This window comes from Paenibacillus sp. XY044, assembly GCF_002257645.1.
Classification (GTDB): domain Bacteria; phylum Bacillota; class Bacilli; order Paenibacillales; family Paenibacillaceae; genus Paenibacillus_AQ.
The window spans coordinates 1-16,227 of the sequence record NZ_NQMO01000022.1; the positions used below are offsets into that span (position 1 = coordinate 1).

The following is a 16,227-nucleotide window of genomic DNA, read 5'->3' on the forward strand; positions in this document are numbered from 1 at the left end:
AGGGCTTATCCAAAAAATACCCACCAAAGTGAAGAACAGCGCTGAAGCTGATTCCGAGTACTTTGGCGGGGACCCGATAATTCTTAAAGCGCAGATTCGTTTCGTATCTAGTTTTCAGGGAGTCAAATTCCTGGGTTTGTTTTGAAATTACTCTTGGTTATACTATTGGTATACCGAGGTTGTGCTTGGAGAGATACCCAAGTGGCTATAAGGGGACCCTCTGCTAAGGGGTTAGACTGCGTAAGCGGTGCGAGGGTTCGAATCCCTCTCTCTCCGCCATTTGAATCACATCTTAGCAAGTTTTATTATGGCGGCGTAGCTCAGCTGGCTAGAGCGTACGGTTCATACCCGTGAGGTCGGGGGTTCGATCCCCTCCGCCGCTACCATACATACCTGGAGGCTTAGCTCAGCTGGGAGAGCATCTGCCTTACAAGCAGAGGGTCGGGGGTTCGATCCCCTCAGCCTCCACCATCATATGCCGGTGTAGCTCAATTGGTAGAGCAACTGACTTGTAATCAGTAGGTTGGGGGTTCAAGTCCTCTCGCCGGCACCATCTAATAATGCGGGACCGTGGTGTAGAGGCCTAACATGCCTGCCTGTCACGCAGGAGACCGCGGGTTCGAATCCCGTCGGTCCCGCCATTATTATTTAATTCAAGTGTATGCTTGATCTGGATTGAAGATGATGTTTTGTATAGTGAATTTCCACAACGTAAAGTGGGAAGATTAAGATGACCCGCTTTATTTTTGCATGTATGGCTCGGTAGCTCAGTCGGTAGAGCAGAGGACTGAAAATCCTCGTGTCGGCGGTTCGATTCCGTCCCGAGCCACCTTATATGGAGGCTTAGCGAAGTGGCCAAACGCAGCAGACTGTAAATCTGTTCTCGTACGAGTTCGGTGGTTCGAATCCATCAGCCTCCACCAGTTGTAAGAGCCATTAGCTCAGTTGGTAGAGCACCTGACTTTTAATCAGGGTGTCGAAGGTTCGAGTCCTTCATGGCTCATCACAAAGACCATTAACCTTTCGGTTATTGGTCTTTTTGTTTTTATGGGCTGTACCGGCTGAGGTATGGAAGAAGTGCTGTTTTCGATTTTATATAGGAATATGGTAAGATGATTAATAAAAATGGCAAAGTGGTGGATGACATCAATGGTGGAGATGGAAACATTACGAAGCAAGTTGGAGCAAGTCGTAGGCGGAACGTTGCGTATGAAGGAGCTGAGCAAACAGCAATCGGATTCGGTTTATTTGCCTGTTTCGGTATCCGGTAAGGCTTCTACGAAGAAAGGGAAGCAGTCCGAGCACAGAAGCCTTCGGGATGTAGTGGTGGTGGACGATAAGGTGTGGTTCCCGCTGTTTATCAAGAACGGGCGGGTACAGGTGATTGAAGCCAGCTCTGAACTAGTCAATGATGAAGTAGCCCGCTTGATCGGTGTTCTGCTGTCTGCGGTAAGAGAGCAAACGGGTGACGCCGTAGAAGCCCAGGGAGATGAGGAACGGGAACTCCAGAGGCTGAGCCAATGGATCCAGGAGCAGCTTGACCAGGGACACGGCGATGCGGAAGTGCCTGACGACCTGGAACTAAAGCGTTTGCTTTCCGCGGAGATGACTCCCTTTTTGCTGACTTGCGAGAGTATCCATGCCTCTGATGTTAAGGTAAGCCAGCTGAAGAAGCTGCTGCGCAGCTACTTTGATGGGGAGGTCGTCCTTGCTGCGCTCCGAGACAACGAGTGGCTCATCTTGGCCAGAAAAGAGCTCGTGGCCGGCAGCAATGACGAGAAGGAAGAGGATAATGGCGAATCGGAAACGGACATGCTCTCCGCGTTCTGCATGGGACTCTACGAGCTGATTGCGAGCGAATGGGTAGGAACCTTTTATCTATCCGCCGCGCCTTCGTTCATCCCCTTAAAGTCACTGCCGGGTACGGTAGGCATGCTTCGGGAGACCATTTTTTTGGGACGGACGTTTCATGTGTCGGAGCATGTCCACTTTCCGTGGGAGCTGCTGCTTGAGCGGTTAATTTACAGCATTCCGATGGAACAGCGCCGTCGCTTTCTCGAGCAGGCGGGAGACCACGGCGTATTGTTCAGCGACAATGAGACCTTATCGACGCTGGAGACTTTTTTTCAGCTCGACTGCAATGTCAGCGAGACGGCAAAGCGTCTATATATTCACCGTAACACTCTTTTATACCGGCTCGATAAGATCAAACAAGAGACGAATTTAGACGTTAGAAGCTTTGGTGACGCGGTTTTAGTAAAGCTGACGATGCTATTGTATAAAGTGACGAAAAGAAAATAGGTTTTTTGTGCAGATTGTGTATAGCCAGTCTGCGAGATGTTGGGTAATATATAACTATCATAATGTATTCGATTTCATAACTATACACTAAGGGGGCAAATTCACATGGCAGGTGTACGTTTAGAGCATATTTTCAAAAAGTATCCGGGTTCTGACAAAGCAACAGTTATGGATATCAACCTTGATATCAAGGATAAGGAGTTTCTGGTGTTGGTAGGTCCTTCCGGTTGCGGTAAATCTACGACGCTTCGTATGATCGCCGGTCTGGAAGAAATCTCTGACGGTAAGCTTTACATTGGCGACCGCGTCGTGAACGATGTAGCTCCTAAAGACCGCGATATCGCGATGGTGTTCCAGTCCTACGCCTTGTATCCACACATGAACGTATACCAAAACATGGCTTTTGGTCTGAAGCTGCGTAAAGTGAAAAAGGATGAAATTGATAAGCGTGTACGTGAAGCTGCGAGAATCCTCGATATCGAGCATTTGCTGGATCGTAAGCCGAAGGCTCTTTCCGGTGGTCAACGTCAGCGTGTTGCCTTGGGACGTGCGATCGTGCGTGATCCTCAAGTCTTCCTGATGGACGAACCACTTTCCAACTTGGACGCTAAACTTCGTGGTCAAATGCGTGCGGAAATCACCAAACTGGTAAAACGCCTTGAAACCACTTGTATCTATGTAACACACGATCAGACGGAAGCCATGACGATGGGTGACCGTATCGTGGTTATGCAGGACGGTATCATCCAACAAGCCGCTTCTCCGGAAGAACTGTACAACAATCCAAACAACCTGTTTGTTGCCGGCTTTATCGGATCGCCTACCATGAACTTTATTTCCGGAACTCTCAGCGAGTCCAATGGATCTGTCCGTTTCAAATCCCAAGGACTTGACGTAGAAGTTCCTGGCGGAAAAGCGCAAATCCTGAAGAGCAAAGGCTACATCGGCAAAGAAGTGATCATGGGCGTTCGTCCGGAAGATATCCATGAAGAGCCTGTATTCCTGGAAGCTTCTCCGAATACGATCTTCAGTGCTCATGTAGATGTAACAGAAAACCTTGGTCACGAAATGCTCCTCTATCTGAGCGGATTGGGTAACGATACTGTTATCGCCCGTGTAGACGGACGTTCCACGACTCGTGAAGGCAACGGCGCTCGTTTGGCCATCGACATGAACAAAATTCATATCTTTGACAAAGAGTCTGAGCTGAACGTATTGTTGGCTGACTAATTCCAGGCGGAACGCCTGAAGATGAAGAGCCGCCCTTTCGGGCGGCTCTTTTGTATTTGAAACGATTAAGCGGCTGACATTGCATTCATTGGAAATATCATTTACGATGGGTACATTAGAAAATTCATGGTTTGACCGGCGGCAGTCGGCTGACAGAAGAGCCAGCTGATAGAAAGGGAGACGTGAAATGGCTAAGAAAGTAAGAGTATCTGAATTGGTCCAGCAGTTTCAGCTGGAGGTCATTTCAGGGGAACACGGTCTAAGACGGGCCATTGCGACAGACGATTTAAACAGACCGGGTCTGGAAATGGCAGGTTATTTTGAATATCATCCTGAGGAACGGGTGCAGCTGCTGGGACGAACGGAGCTGGCCTTTTTTGCCATGCTTACGGCAGAAGAACGGAAGGAACGGATGGAGCGCCTGTGCAGCAGCGAGGAAACGCCTTGCATTGTTGTCACAAGAGGGCTGGAAGTGCCCGAGGAATTGATCCATTTTGGCCAGGAAAAGAACCTGCCTATCCTTCGGAGCAACATGGCGACCACCATCCTGTCCAGCCGAATTACCGGCTTTCTGGAGAGAAGGCTGGCACCGACCACAACCATTCATGGCGTTCTATGCGACGTTTATGGCGTAGGCATGCTGATTACCGGCAGCAGCGGCATCGGCAAGAGTGAAACCGCACTGGAATTGGTCAAACGGGGTCACCGGCTGATCGCCGATGATGCGGTGGAAATCCGGCAGACCTCCGATTTTCAGCTGCATGGATCGGCTCCTGAGCTGATTCGCCACCTGCTGGAAATCCGCGGCGTCGGGATTATCAACGTCATGACCCTATTCGGGGCCGGTGCGATCCGGAACAACAAACGAATTACGCTTGTCGTGAAGCTCGAGGCGTGGCAGCAGGATAAACAGTATGACCGGCTCGGTCTGGATGAAGAAACGACCAAAATTATCGATACCGACATTCCACTCGTGACCATTCCGGTACGTCCGGGACGTAACCTTGCGGTTATCATCGAAGTGGCGGCAATGAATTACCGGCTGAAGCAAATGGGTCTGAATGCGGCACTGCAGTTTACGAATAAGCTCACAGCCACTATTGCAGAAGATATGGACGATATGGACTAGGAGAGTGGATACATGGCTACATTGCTAATTAATCCGATCGCTTTCTCGATTGGATCCCTGTCGGTTCACTGGTACGGTCTGATCCTGGGATTGGGGGCGCTGGTAGGCCTCCTCCTGGCCATCCGGGAAGGCAGAAGATTCGGCATTATGCCTGAATTTTTCATGGACTTGCTGCTGCTCGGAGTACCATCGGCAATTATCGGGGCGCGGATCTATTTCGTGGCCTTTATGTGGGACGATTACAAGAATAACCTGTGGGATATTTTTAAGATATGGAATGGCGGGATTGCCATCTACGGTGCGTTGATCGGAGCGATCATTTGTGCCATCATCTATTTCCGTTACAGAGGATACAACTTCTGGCGCATTGCCGATATATGTGCACCCAGTCTGCTGACGGGACAAATGATCGGGCGTTGGGGAAACTATGTGAACCAGGAAGCGTACGGCGGCCCGGTGAATGAATTTTTCCTGCGGAACAATCTGCATTTGCCTGCTTTTATCGTGGACCAAATGAACGTCGAAGGCGTATACCACCATCCGACCTTCCTGTACGAATCGTTATGGAGCCTGGTGGGCATCATTATTTTGTTTATTCTCCGCCGTCAAAGATTTTTGCGCGCGGCTGAATTGTTCCTTTCTTATTTTATATGGTACTCAATCGGGCGGTTCTTTATCGAAGGACTGCGGACAGACAGCCTTGCCTTTAAAGGTCCGGAATGGCTGGCATCGATGGTTAACGGCTTGTGGAAACCAATGGAATGGATGGGATTCGAGCATGGTGCGCTTGACCCGAATTACGGAAATGTCCGCATTTCCCAGCTGCTGGCGATCCTGATCATTATCGCTGCCATTGTATTGATCATTGTGCGTCGTACAACAGGTCAGGCGAAGGAGCACTATCTGGATCCGATTGTCTCGACCAAAGCGCCGAAAGATACGGTGCCGGAAGCAACCGCGCTGGATCATGTTGCAAAAGTAGAGCACGCTGCCACCCCCGACCGCCGCGAGGAAAACGCCATAGTGGAGGACAAAAAGGAGTAACGACAGCATGATGGATACAGTATTGTTTGATTTGGACGGAACGATAATCGATACGAACGAGCTGATCATCAGCTCGTTTATGCATGTGCTGGAGAAGCATGTGCCGACTCCCCTGACCCGGGAGGTCATTATCCCCAAAATGGGGATGACGCTGGAGCAGCAGCTCCAGTTTTTCTCGGGGAGCGAAGACGTGACCCATTTTCACAAGGCTTACCGAACTTATAACGACGCTCATCACGACGAGATGGTGCAGCCTTTTCCGCAAGTGCTAGTGGTGATTGAGGAACTGCACCGGCGCGGCATTGCGATGGGGGTTGTGACCACCAAAAACAAGCCGGGGACGTTCCGAGTGTTAGAGATGTTCGGGCTGGACAAGTATATGAAGACGATCGTCACGGTGATGGACGTCGAGCATCCCAAGCCGCATCCAGAACCGGTGCAGATGGCCATCAGCCAGCTTGGGGCCGATCCGGCAACAACATTGATGGTTGGGGACAGCCCGGTGGATATTCAATCCGCCAAGGCTGCAGGCGCCCGGTCTGCCGGGGTCGCTTGGTCGCTGAAAGGCGAGAAGGCGCTCCGGGAGCACAATCCGGATTACATATTGTATGATATGACCGATTTATATTCCTTGGTGGAACAGGAGTAAGGCGATTGTGAGCAGAAATGTGACCCGCTATCCGGTTGATGGCCCGAACGCGCTGTGGCAAATCTACAAAACGGTCAGCCCTTGGAAAGGGGTTAAAAATTTCATATGCATTCAAGTGGCCCGGTACTGCCCGATTCTTCCGCTAAAGAATTGGATCTATCGGCACCTGCTGGGGATGAAGGTAGGAGAGCATGCTGCTTTTGGCCTGATGGTTATGGTAGACGTATTTTTTCCGGAGAACATCACGATCGGGGACAATTCGGTGATCGGGTATAACACGACGATTCTCGCCCACGAGTATCTGATCAAAGAATACCGCCTGGGACAAGTCTTGATCGGCAGCAATGTACTCATTGGGGCGAACACGACCATTCTGCCGGGGGTTACGATTGGAGACGGTGCTGTCATCGCCGCCGGATCCGTCGTGCACAAACATGTGCCGGCGGGTGCTTTCGTCGGCGGGAATCCGCTGCGCGAGCTGAAACGTTCGGCCCCGGAGACGGAGGAGGACATGCTACCTTTGCAGGTGTCATCCTCGGATGGATAAGGACGGAGCGCACATACGAAAAACATTCAAAAGCTTGGATTTTGAATGTTTTTTTTGTATCAAGCCGGGTCATAGGCACGGAGAGTGAAACGTATGACATTGACGAATCTGCCTTTTCATGTTAATATAGCCATTATTCTTTACTTTGGTAGTATGGTAGCACTTTAATGTAATAAAGAAATATAACTGTTTGAGGTGATGGGACGTGACCAAACCGAAAGGTTTTGAAAAGCCTTCAGGCGTCCGCGATTATGTGCCTTATGCCGTCTCCAAGCTGCGCCGGATCGAGCGCGATGTGCTCGACTGCATGAGCCACTGGGGATACCGGCAAATCATGACGCCGACAATGGAATATTACGATACGGTAGGCGTGGCGAGCTCCACGTCGGACCGCAAGCTATTTAAATTGTTGAATAATCGGGGCACCACGCTGGTGCTTCGTTCGGATATGACGGCTCCGATCGCCCGGGTGATTTCGTCGCTGCTAAAGGAAGAGCCTCTGCCGATCCGGCTGTCTTACCATGCGAACGTGTTCCGGGCCATTGAGGAAGAAGCCGGACGGGAAGCGGAGTTTTTCCAGACCGGGGTCGAGCTCGTTGGTGACGATTCGCCCGAAGCGGATGCCGAGGTCGTGGCGCTGGCCATCGAGTCTTTGAAGGCGGCGGGAGTGTCCTCTTTTAAAATCGCCATGGGCCACGTGGGATTTCTCAACGGTTTGTTTGATGAAATTCTCCCCGGATCAACCGAAGAGCAGAAGTCGCTGAAGGAGGGCCTGCTCAGCCGTGACTTCGTCGGTTTCCGCAAAACGGTCAGCGAGCTGGGGGTAACGGAAGAACAGCAAAATTGGCTCGAAGGTCTCCTTCGTCTGCGCGGAGGTCAAGAAATTTGCGATCAGGCGCTGGAGCTGAGCAGCCATCCGCTCGCACGGGCGTCCATCAGCCATTTGTGCAAAGTATGGGAAGTGCTGGAGGCGTACGGCGTGTCGGAGCACGTGCTCATCGATCTGACGATGATCGGGGATTTTTCCTACTATACGGGAATGACGTTTGAAGGCTATGCGTCCGAGCTTGGGTTCCCGGTCTGCAGCGGCGGACGGTACGACAATCTACTGAAACAGTTCGGACGGGACGTTCCGGCGACGGGATTTGCGCTGAAGACGAACCGTATTCTGGATGGTGTCAACAGTGTGCAGGAAGCGGCTGTACTGCCAGTCCTTGTCTGTTATGACGCGGCACACCGCAAGGAAGGCTTGGCGGTGGCTGCAAGGCTGCGTGCGCAGGGACAATCGGTGGTCACCCAGTTAGTCGACGGAGAGCATACCTGCCCGGGTACCGTGCATCCAGTGGCGGCCAGCCAAGCCTATGGAGAGGTCATCACCTTTGGCGGAAGTGCGGGTTAACGGGTTCGTTGGAGCATGAAAAGAGAAGCATACGCAGCAAATGAGATCGATCAAAATTAGAAGCAGGAGGGAGAACGTTGGCAGAAACTTTAAAAGTAGCAATGCCGAAAGGGCGGATCTATAAAAAAGCGTCGGCATTGTTCCGTGAAGCCGGCCTTCCGATACCGGAAGAGGTCGATGAGTCGCGCAAGCTGGTCATTCCGCTCCCGGAGCTGGACATGGAATTCATCCTGGCCAAACCCGTGGATGTACCGACCTTCGTGGAATACGGCGCCGCGGACATCGGCATCGTCGGCAAGGACGTACTGATGGAAGAGAATCGTGATGTCTACGAGCTGCTGGATTTAGGCATTGCCAGATGCCGGATGTCCGTGATCGGTCTGCCCGACTGGAAGCCGGGCATTCAGCAGCGCGTGGCGACGAAGTACCCGAATGTGGCGTCGCAGTATTTTCGCGAGCAGGGGCAGCAGGTCGAGGTGATCAAGCTGAACGGATCCATTGAGCTTGCGCCGCTCATCGGCCTTTCCGACCGGATCGTCGATATGGTGGAAACCGGGCAGACACTGCGGGAAAACGGCTTAGTGGAAATGAACAGCATCTTTGAAATTACGAGCCGCCTGGTGGCCAATCGGGTGAGCTACCGGATGAAGAACGGGCAAATCCAGTCGCTCTGCGATCGGCTGCAGAAGGTGATATCCGCTTCGGTGTAGATCGGGACAAAGTAAGCGGAGTCGAAGGCGATTGGATAGCAGAAGGGGAGAATGGAATGAAAATCGTACCGGTTGAGGATTTTGATCTGCGGCGGGAGGTTGAGTACGGCACGCCGGAGCAGAATGCGGCCGCCAAACGGATTGTGCAGGACGTAAAGCAGGAGGGTGACACCGCCCTGCTCCGGTACACGGAAGAGCTGGACCGCACGAAGCTGACGGCAGCGGGGCTGCGCGTGACCGAAGAGGAGCTGAAGGCGGCCTATGCGAAGGTTGAGCCATCGTTTGTCGAAGCGATTTCGGCCGCGGCACGCAACATTCGCGCATTCCACGCGAGAGAGAAAAGAAATTCCTGGATGGATTTGCAGCCGGATGGCAGCATTCTCGGGCAAATCATCCGTCCGCTAAAGCGGGTCGGCGTCTATGTGCCGGGAGGGAAAGCAGCCTATCCGTCGTCCGTGCTGATGAATGTCATTCCGGCCCAGGTGGCGGGCGTTCCGGAGATCGTCATGGTGACGCCGCCCGCCACGGGCGGAAAAGAAGGCATCAATCCGTACATTCTGGTGGCGGCCGCGGAAGCTGGCGTCCATGAAATTTACCGGGTTGGCGGCGCCCAGGCCATCGCGGCGCTGGCGTACGGTACGGAGACGATCGCGCCGGTGGATAAAATCTGCGGGCCGGGCAATATTTACGTCGCGTTGGCCAAGCGGGAAGTGTACGGTGCGGTCGACATCGACAGTATCGCCGGACCGAGCGAAATCGTTGTGCTGGCCGACGAGCTGGCCGACCCCGAATTCGTGGCGGCCGACCTGTTGTCCCAGGCCGAGCATGACGAGATGGCGTCCGCGATTCTGGTGACGCCTTCGCGGCAGCTGGCGGACGCGGTCGCTGCCGAAGTGATGCGGCAGCTGGAGAGCCTGCCCCGTCGGGATATCGCGGCGGCATCGGTGGAAGGCTACGGAGCCATTATCGTGGTGAAGTCGCTGAAAGAAGGCATATCGGTCGTCAACCGGCTGGCGCCGGAACACCTGGAGCTGATGGTCCAGGATCCGATGGCGATCGTCGGCCTGATCGAGAATGCCGGGGCGATTTTCCTCGGAGCGTACAGCTCCGAACCGGTAGGGGACTATTTTGCCGGACCCAACCACATCATTCCGACGAACGGCACCGCCCGGTTTTCTTCGCCGGTGGATGTCGATGATTTCATTAAAAAATCCAGCATGATCTATTACAGCAAGGAAGCGCTCCTGAAGAACGGCGAAGCGATTATGGAGCTGGCGCGCGGCGAAGGGCTGGAGGCGCATGCCCGGGCCATTGAGGTTCGGCTGAAACGCGAAATTGAGGGGAGAGACTAGACCATGGATCAACAAAATAGCGAACGCCGTGCAAGCATAAGCCGCAAAACGAACGAGACCGACATTCAGCTGACGTTTGGCGTGGATGGCACCGGGGTATCCGAACTGGAAACGGATGTGCCGTTCCTGAACCATATGCTGGACCTGTTTGCGAAGCATGGCCAGTTTGATTTGAAAGTGACGGCCAAAGGCGACATCGAGATTGACGACCACCATACGGTGGAGGACATCGGCATCTGTCTTGGCCAGACGTTAAGGGAAGCCCTGGGCGACAAAAAGGGGATCAAGCGCTACGCGAACGTGTTCATTCCAATGGACGAGGCGCTCGCGCAGGTCGTCATCGACGTGAGCAACCGTCCGCATTTCGAGTACCGGGCGGAGTATCCTTCCAGCCAGGTGGGCAGCTTCTCCACAGAGCTGGTGCATGAGTTTCTGTGGAAACTGGCGCTGGAGGCGCGCATCACGCTGCACGTCATCGTGCACTACGGCCAGAACACGCATCACATGATCGAAGCGGTGTTCAAGGCGCTGGGACGTGCGCTGGATGAAGCGACCAGCATCGATCCGCGGGTTACGGGGGTTCCATCAACGAAGGGAGTGCTGTAACCGTGACGATCGCCATTGTGGATTACGGCATGGGCAACCTGCACAGCGTCAGCAAGGCCGTCGAACGTCTCGGCACCGAGGCGCTTGTGACGGGCGACCGCGAGGCCATTCTTGGGGCTGACGGCGTCATCCTGCCCGGCGTAGGCGCGTTCGGCGACGCGATGGAGCACCTGCGCGAGACCGGGCTCGACCGTGTAGTCCGGGAGGCCGCTGACGGCGGCAAGCCGCTGCTCGGCATCTGCCTCGGCATGCAGCTGCTATTCGGCAGCAGTGAAGAGCATGGCCGGCATGATGGGCTGAACATCTTGCCGGGTAAGGTGGTCCGTTTCCCGGACGGGGAACTGAAAGTACCGCACATGGGCTGGAACCGGTTGCAGTTCGTGCAAAAAGATAGCCCGCTCTTCGCCGGTCTTACGGAGGGCCATGTGTATTTTGTCCATTCGTATCATGTGCTGCCGGACGATCCAGCCGATCTGCTGGCGGTAACGGATTACGGCCGCCCGGTGACCGCGATCGTGGGCCAGGGGTCGGTATACGGCATGCAGTTTCATCCGGAGAAGAGCGGCGAGCTGGGCATGCAGCTGCTGCGCAGCTTTTTGAGGCTGACGGGAGCGAAGGTCTAGCACCTTCCTAACCCGGCGCGGAATAACAGGAAAGCGGGGAGAACGATGTCTTCATTTATCATTTATCCGGCCATCGATATTCGCGGAGGCAAGTGCGTGCGGCTGGTTCAGGGAGATTACAATCAGGAAACGGTATATAACGACAGCCCGCTTGAGGCTGCCAAGGCTTGGGAAGCACAGGGCGGTGCCTATATTCATTTGGTGGACCTGGACGGCGCCAAGGCAGGACGTCCGGTGAACGATGAGGTCATTGGGGCCATTGCTAAAGGCGTTCAAGTCCCTGTTCAGGTCGGAGGCGGACTGCGCACCCTGGACGATGTGAAGCGTCTGCTGGGCCTCGGCGTGAGCCGGGTCATTATCGGCACGGCGGCGATCGAGGACCGCGCCTTCACCGAAGCGGTGCTAGGCACCTACGGCGACCGTGTGGCGATCGGAATCGATGCGCGTAACGGTTATGTCGCGACCCGCGGCTGGCTGGAGACATCGGAGGTTAAGGCGGAGGATCTTGCTAAAGAGCTGGCGGCCAAAGGAGCGGAAACGTTCATCTTCACCGATATCTCCCGCGACGGCATGATGCAGGGGCCGAACATCGAGGCCATCGTGTCACTGGCCAAGGCCAGCGGACGCACCGTGATCGCTTCGGGCGGCGTGACGGTCACCGAGGACCTGCTGAACCTCAGCGGTCATCGCGGAGACGGCGTGGGCGGAGCCATCGTCGGAAAGGCGCTGTATACAGGCAGCGTTCAGCTCGCGGATGCGCTGCGGCGGATCGCTGAACAAGCATAAACGTGATAAAGAGAGCGGGAGCTCTCTTTTGCAGATCAAAGGGATGGCGTTAGGGGATCTATCGTATGAGCACGAAGAGAGAGGGAGCGAGGGCCCATGCTGACAAAACGAATCATTCCCTGCCTGGACGTTAAAGACGGCCGTGTGGTGAAGGGTGTTAATTTTGAAAATTTGCGGGATGCGGGTGATCCGGTGGAACTGGCAGCGCTGTATGACAAGGAAGGCGCGGATGAGCTGGTGTTCCTGGACATTTCGGCGTCAGTGGAAGGGCGCGCCACCATGGTGGAGGTCGTGCGGAAAACCGCAGGGGAAATCGCGATTCCATTCACCGTGGGCGGCGGTATTTCCCATGTCGATGACATGAAGCGGATTCTGCGCGCAGGTGCGGACAAAATCGGCATCAACACGGCGGCCGTCCTGAATCCCCAGCTTGTATCGGAAGGGGCGCGCCGTTTCGGTTCGCAGTGCATCGTCGTGGCCGTCGATGCCAAGTACAACGAGGCTTGGAGCGAGTGGGAGGTCTACACGCACGGCGGACGCAAAGCGACGGGCGTTCGGGCGCTAAACTGGGTGAAGCAAGCCGAAGCTCTCGGAGCGGGAGAGATTTTACTGACAAGCATGGATGCCGACGGTACGAAGGATGGTTTTGACCTCCCCCTGACTGCCGCCGTCGCGGACGCTGTCCGGATTCCGGTGATCGCTTCGGGGGGAGCGGGGACGAAAGGGCATTTTGCTGAAGTCTTCACGCAAGGGAAGGCCGACGCGGGGCTGGCAGCGACCATTTTTCACTACAAGGAAATATCGATACCGGAATTAAAGCAGGACTTAAAGCAAAAAGGGGTTGAAATCCGATGAGCAGCAACACACAGCAGTTCTCTCTGGAGCAAGTGCAGGGACAAATCCGTTATGACGAGGCCGGCCTCGTACCCGCCATTATTCAGGACGCCACGACGCGTAAAGTGCTGATGATGGCTTATATGAACGAAGAATCGCTCAAGCGGTCGATCGAAACCGGGGAAACTTGGTTCTGGAGCCGTTCGCGGCAGGAGCTGTGGAACAAGGGGGCGACGTCGGGCAACACCCAGCGCATTGTGTCCGCCAGCTATGACTGCGATGGGGATACGCTGCTGTTCCTGGTACATCCGAAGGGTCCGGCGTGCCATACCGGCGAGGAAACATGCTTTTACCGCGGTATTGCCGTTCCGGGACAGGAGCAATCGGTCGGCGGTGTCGACGCAGAAGGCGAAGGAAGACACCGCTTTGCGGTGCTGGAGGAGCTCGAGCAGGTGATCGCGGAACGCGAGAAGGAGCGTCCGGAAGGCGCGTATACGACCTATCTCTTTGACAAAGGCGTCGATAAAATTCTGAAAAAGGTCGGCGAGGAAACCGCAGAGACGATTATCGCGGCCAAAAACAAGGACAACGACGAGCTGCGCCTGGAGGTCAGCGACCTGATCTATCACCTTCTGGTGCTGCTGCAGGAACGCAAGCTGCCCCTGGACGACATTATGGCCGAACTGGACCGCCGTCACGAGCGTCCCCGCCGGGATTAGGGGGAAGCCGCCATGTACATCGATTACCATACCCACCATGTCCGGTGCGGTCACGCGGTAGGTGAGCTCGAGGAATATGTGCGCCGAGCGGTCGAAATCGGGCTGGGGCAGATCGGTTTATCCGACCATATGCCTTTGCTTCATGTGGACCCGGCTTCGTATTATCCGGAGATGGCGATGCCGATGGAGGAGCTTCCGCGTTACGTAGAGGAGTGCCTGTCCTTGAAGGAGCGCTACCGCGGGCAAATCGACATTCGTGTCGGCCTGGAGGGTGACTATATTGAGGGCTATGAGGCCGAAATCGAGAAGATCGTGAACGCGTACCCTTGGGACTACATCATTGGTTCGGTGCACTTTTTGGGCGAATGGGACATTACGGATCATCGTCAGGTGCATGGCTGGGAAGGCAAGGATGTCCTGAAGGTATACGAAACATATTATGATGCGGTGAAAAAGGCGGCTGCTACCGGCTTCTACGACATCATGGGCCATCTGGACGTGATCAAGCGGTTCGGGTACCATCCAGGTCCCGAGGCCGCAAGCCAAGTGGAAGCGCTGGAAGACGCCGCTCTTGCCGCTGTCGCGGCTAGCGGGGTGGCGATGGAACTGAATGCGTCGGGCTTGTCCAAGCCGTGCGCGGAAATGTTCCCTTCCCGGCGCATGCTGGAGGAGGCGCATCGGCTGGGCATTCCGCTCACGGTGGGCTCGGACGCTCATGATCCGCTCAAGCTGGGCGAAAACCTGGAAGCCGCCCGGAAAACGCTCTGGGAGGTTGGCTTCCGCGAACTCGCTGTTTTCGAAGGGCGGAAGCGGAGCCGGATTCCGTTGGAGGTATAAGCAGCCTTGTAAGCGTGCGGTCTGCTGCGGGCTTAGGGCTGGTTGAAGTGGCGCCGATGGCAGGGACGGAAACATTTTTTCCGCCGGACCCATCGGCGCGATTTCATTCCTGGAGCGAACCGATGTATAATCTAAGTATAGAAGACGGGTTATCAGGAGGGTCGTATGCAACATAAGCTGCGTATTTTTTCTGGATCATCGAATCCTGTTCTGACTGAAAAAATTTGCGACATGCTGGGTGCGGAGCTGGGCAGCGTCAAACTTTCCCGCTTCAAAAGCGGGGAGATCTACGTTAACTATGAGGAAAGCATCCGAAATTGCGACGTCTTCCTCGTGCAGTCCCTGTCCCATCCCATTAATGAACTGTTCGTCGAGCTGCTGGTCATGATTGACGCGGCCAAGAGAGCCTCGGCCCGGACGGTGAATATTATCGTTCCTTACTACGGGTATGCCCGCCAGGAACGCAAATCCGCGCCGCGCGAACCGATTACGGCCAAAATGGTTGCCGACGTGCTGACGACGGCCGGGGCGAACCGGGTCATCACCGTCGATTTGCATGCGCCTGCCATTCAGGGCTTTTTTAATATTCCCGTCGACCATCTCACGGCGCTGGACCTCATCAGCGATCATTTGAAATCGCTTCAAATCGACCGGCCGGTCATCGTGTCGCCGGACGCCGGAAGGGCGTCCACCGCGGAGAAGCTGGCGAATCATCTCGATTCCCCGTTTGCGATCATGATTAAGAAAAGACCGGCGCATAACGAATCCGTCATTACGCATGTCATCGGCGACGTGAAGGGACGGACGCCGATCATTATCGAGGACCTGATCGATACGGGAACGACGATCGTCAACGTGGTGGAAGGTCTGAAGGAACGGGGAGCGTCCGAGGCCATTGTATGCGCCACGCACGGCCTGTTCTCGGGCGACGCGCTGCAGCGGCTCGATCATCCCCACATCCGGCAGATCGTGGTGACCGATTCGATCGCCATCCCGGAAGCGCGTCCGGAGAAGCTGCATCTTCTGACGATTGCGCCGATGCTCGCGCGGGCTACACGGATTATTATCGAGGGCGGCTCGATCGCCACTTTATTCAAGGACGCCGGGGTATAGCTGCCCCGGGGTCTTTTTGCGCTTGCGCGGGGGATATACGCGTTCTGTCTTCAATGGATATACGTCGATTTACATTTTTCTTTAGATTATAGAATAATACATTTTCAGCGGAGCTGAACCACTCTATAATCGCAAGAGAAATTTCCGCTAAATGCGGTCTGGCTTCTTAGAAAATGCTTCGATATACAATTCTCTTTAGATATAAGAAAGTATAAGCTTCGGAGATGCTGGCTCCCTTATATCGCAAGAAAAGTTACCTATAAACGCGGTCTGTCTTCAATGAATTTACGTCGACGTACACTTTTCTTAAGATATAAGAAAGGATTAGCTTCGAAGAAACGGGCTCCC

Annotated in this window: 16 protein-coding genes and 8 tRNA genes; all 24 read left to right on the forward strand. The window is 54.6% G+C overall.

Going from position 1 to position 16,227, the window contains the following annotated elements; genetic code table 11:
- Positions 1-187: 187 nt before the first annotated feature.
- Positions 188-279 (forward strand) — tRNA-Ser (locus CJP46_RS35835).
- Positions 280-309: 30 nt separating this feature from the next.
- Positions 310-386, forward strand: a tRNA-Met gene (locus CJP46_RS35840).
- Between the two features lie 9 nt (positions 387-395).
- Positions 396-471, forward strand: a tRNA-Val gene (locus tag CJP46_RS35845).
- Positions 472-477: 6 nt separating this feature from the next.
- Positions 478-553: transfer RNA gene (locus CJP46_RS35850), tRNA-Thr, on the forward strand.
- Between the two features lie 11 nt (positions 554-564).
- A tRNA-Asp gene (locus CJP46_RS35855) sits at positions 565-641 on the forward strand.
- A gap of 115 nt (positions 642-756) precedes the next feature.
- A tRNA-Phe gene (locus CJP46_RS35860) sits at positions 757-829 on the forward strand.
- 8 nt (positions 830-837) lie between these two features.
- Positions 838-923 (forward strand) — tRNA-Tyr (locus CJP46_RS35865).
- Between the two features lie 7 nt (positions 924-930).
- A tRNA-Lys gene (locus CJP46_RS35870) sits at positions 931-1,003 on the forward strand.
- Positions 1,004-1,149: 146 nt separating this feature from the next.
- On the forward strand, positions 1,150-2,301 hold the full coding sequence (locus tag CJP46_RS35875) for a PucR family transcriptional regulator (protein WP_094600358.1): 1,152 nt from the start codon (positions 1,150-1,152) through the stop codon (positions 2,299-2,301).
- 105 nt (positions 2,302-2,406) lie between these two features.
- Entirely contained in the window at positions 2,407-3,531 is a 1,125-nt protein-coding gene (locus CJP46_RS35880) for an ABC transporter ATP-binding protein (RefSeq protein WP_094600359.1), read from the forward strand.
- A gap of 187 nt (positions 3,532-3,718) precedes the next feature.
- Positions 3,719-4,660 carry an HPr(Ser) kinase/phosphatase gene (gene hprK, locus CJP46_RS35885; protein WP_094600360.1) on the forward strand — a complete coding sequence of 314 codons (942 nt, stop codon included), beginning with the start codon at positions 3,719-3,721 and terminating at the stop codon, positions 4,658-4,660.
- 12 nt (positions 4,661-4,672) lie between these two features.
- The gene (gene lgt, locus CJP46_RS35890) at positions 4,673-5,704 is read left to right on the forward strand and encodes a prolipoprotein diacylglyceryl transferase (protein WP_094600361.1); all 1,032 of its coding nucleotides are present in this window, start codon (positions 4,673-4,675) and stop codon (positions 5,702-5,704) included.
- 7 nt (positions 5,705-5,711) lie between these two features.
- Entirely contained in the window at positions 5,712-6,353 is a 642-nt protein-coding gene (gene ppaX, locus CJP46_RS35895) for a pyrophosphatase PpaX (protein ID WP_094600362.1), read from the forward strand.
- Positions 6,354-6,360: 7 nt separating this feature from the next.
- On the forward strand, positions 6,361-6,900 hold the full coding sequence (locus CJP46_RS35900; protein ID WP_094600363.1) for an acyltransferase: 540 nt from the start codon (positions 6,361-6,363) through the stop codon (positions 6,898-6,900).
- Positions 6,901-7,105: 205 nt separating this feature from the next.
- On the forward strand, positions 7,106-8,299 hold the full coding sequence (locus CJP46_RS35905) for an ATP phosphoribosyltransferase regulatory subunit (RefSeq protein WP_094600364.1): 1,194 nt from the start codon (positions 7,106-7,108) through the stop codon (positions 8,297-8,299).
- Between the two features lie 77 nt (positions 8,300-8,376).
- Positions 8,377-9,009: an ATP phosphoribosyltransferase gene (gene hisG, locus CJP46_RS35910; RefSeq protein ID WP_094600365.1), complete on the forward strand. Its 633-nt coding sequence runs from the start codon at positions 8,377-8,379 to the stop codon at positions 9,007-9,009.
- 56 nt (positions 9,010-9,065) lie between these two features.
- Positions 9,066-10,361 (forward strand): histidinol dehydrogenase, encoded by a 1,296-nt coding sequence (hisD, locus tag CJP46_RS35915; protein WP_094600366.1) that lies wholly within the window; start codon positions 9,066-9,068, stop codon positions 10,359-10,361.
- A 3-nt stretch (positions 10,362-10,364) separates the two neighbouring features.
- A complete protein-coding gene (gene hisB / locus CJP46_RS35920; protein WP_094600367.1) occupies positions 10,365-10,967 on the forward strand; it encodes an imidazoleglycerol-phosphate dehydratase HisB in 603 nt (200 codons plus the stop codon).
- Between the two features lie 2 nt (positions 10,968-10,969).
- A complete protein-coding gene (gene hisH / locus CJP46_RS35925; protein ID WP_094600368.1) occupies positions 10,970-11,590 on the forward strand; it encodes an imidazole glycerol phosphate synthase subunit HisH in 621 nt (206 codons plus the stop codon).
- Between the two features lie 45 nt (positions 11,591-11,635).
- On the forward strand, positions 11,636-12,376 hold the full coding sequence (hisA, locus tag CJP46_RS35930) for a 1-(5-phosphoribosyl)-5-[(5-phosphoribosylamino)methylideneamino]imidazole-4-carboxamide isomerase (protein ID WP_094600369.1): 741 nt from the start codon (positions 11,636-11,638) through the stop codon (positions 12,374-12,376).
- 96 nt (positions 12,377-12,472) lie between these two features.
- On the forward strand, positions 12,473-13,231 hold the full coding sequence (gene hisF, locus CJP46_RS35935; RefSeq protein WP_094600370.1) for an imidazole glycerol phosphate synthase subunit HisF: 759 nt from the start codon (positions 12,473-12,475) through the stop codon (positions 13,229-13,231).
- Positions 13,228-13,929 (forward strand): bifunctional phosphoribosyl-AMP cyclohydrolase/phosphoribosyl-ATP diphosphatase HisIE, encoded by a 702-nt coding sequence (hisIE, locus tag CJP46_RS35940; RefSeq protein ID WP_094600371.1) that lies wholly within the window; start codon positions 13,228-13,230, stop codon positions 13,927-13,929. Before hisF ends, hisIE begins: the two co-directional genes overlap by 4 nt.
- 12 nt (positions 13,930-13,941) lie before the next feature.
- Complete coding sequence (hisJ, locus tag CJP46_RS35945; RefSeq protein ID WP_094600372.1) at positions 13,942-14,766, forward strand: histidinol-phosphatase HisJ; 825 nt, start codon at positions 13,942-13,944, stop codon at positions 14,764-14,766.
- A 165-nt stretch (positions 14,767-14,931) separates the two neighbouring features.
- Complete coding sequence (locus CJP46_RS35950) at positions 14,932-15,879, forward strand: ribose-phosphate diphosphokinase (RefSeq protein WP_094600373.1); 948 nt, start codon at positions 14,932-14,934, stop codon at positions 15,877-15,879.
- The last annotated feature ends 348 nt before the right edge of the window (positions 15,880-16,227 follow it).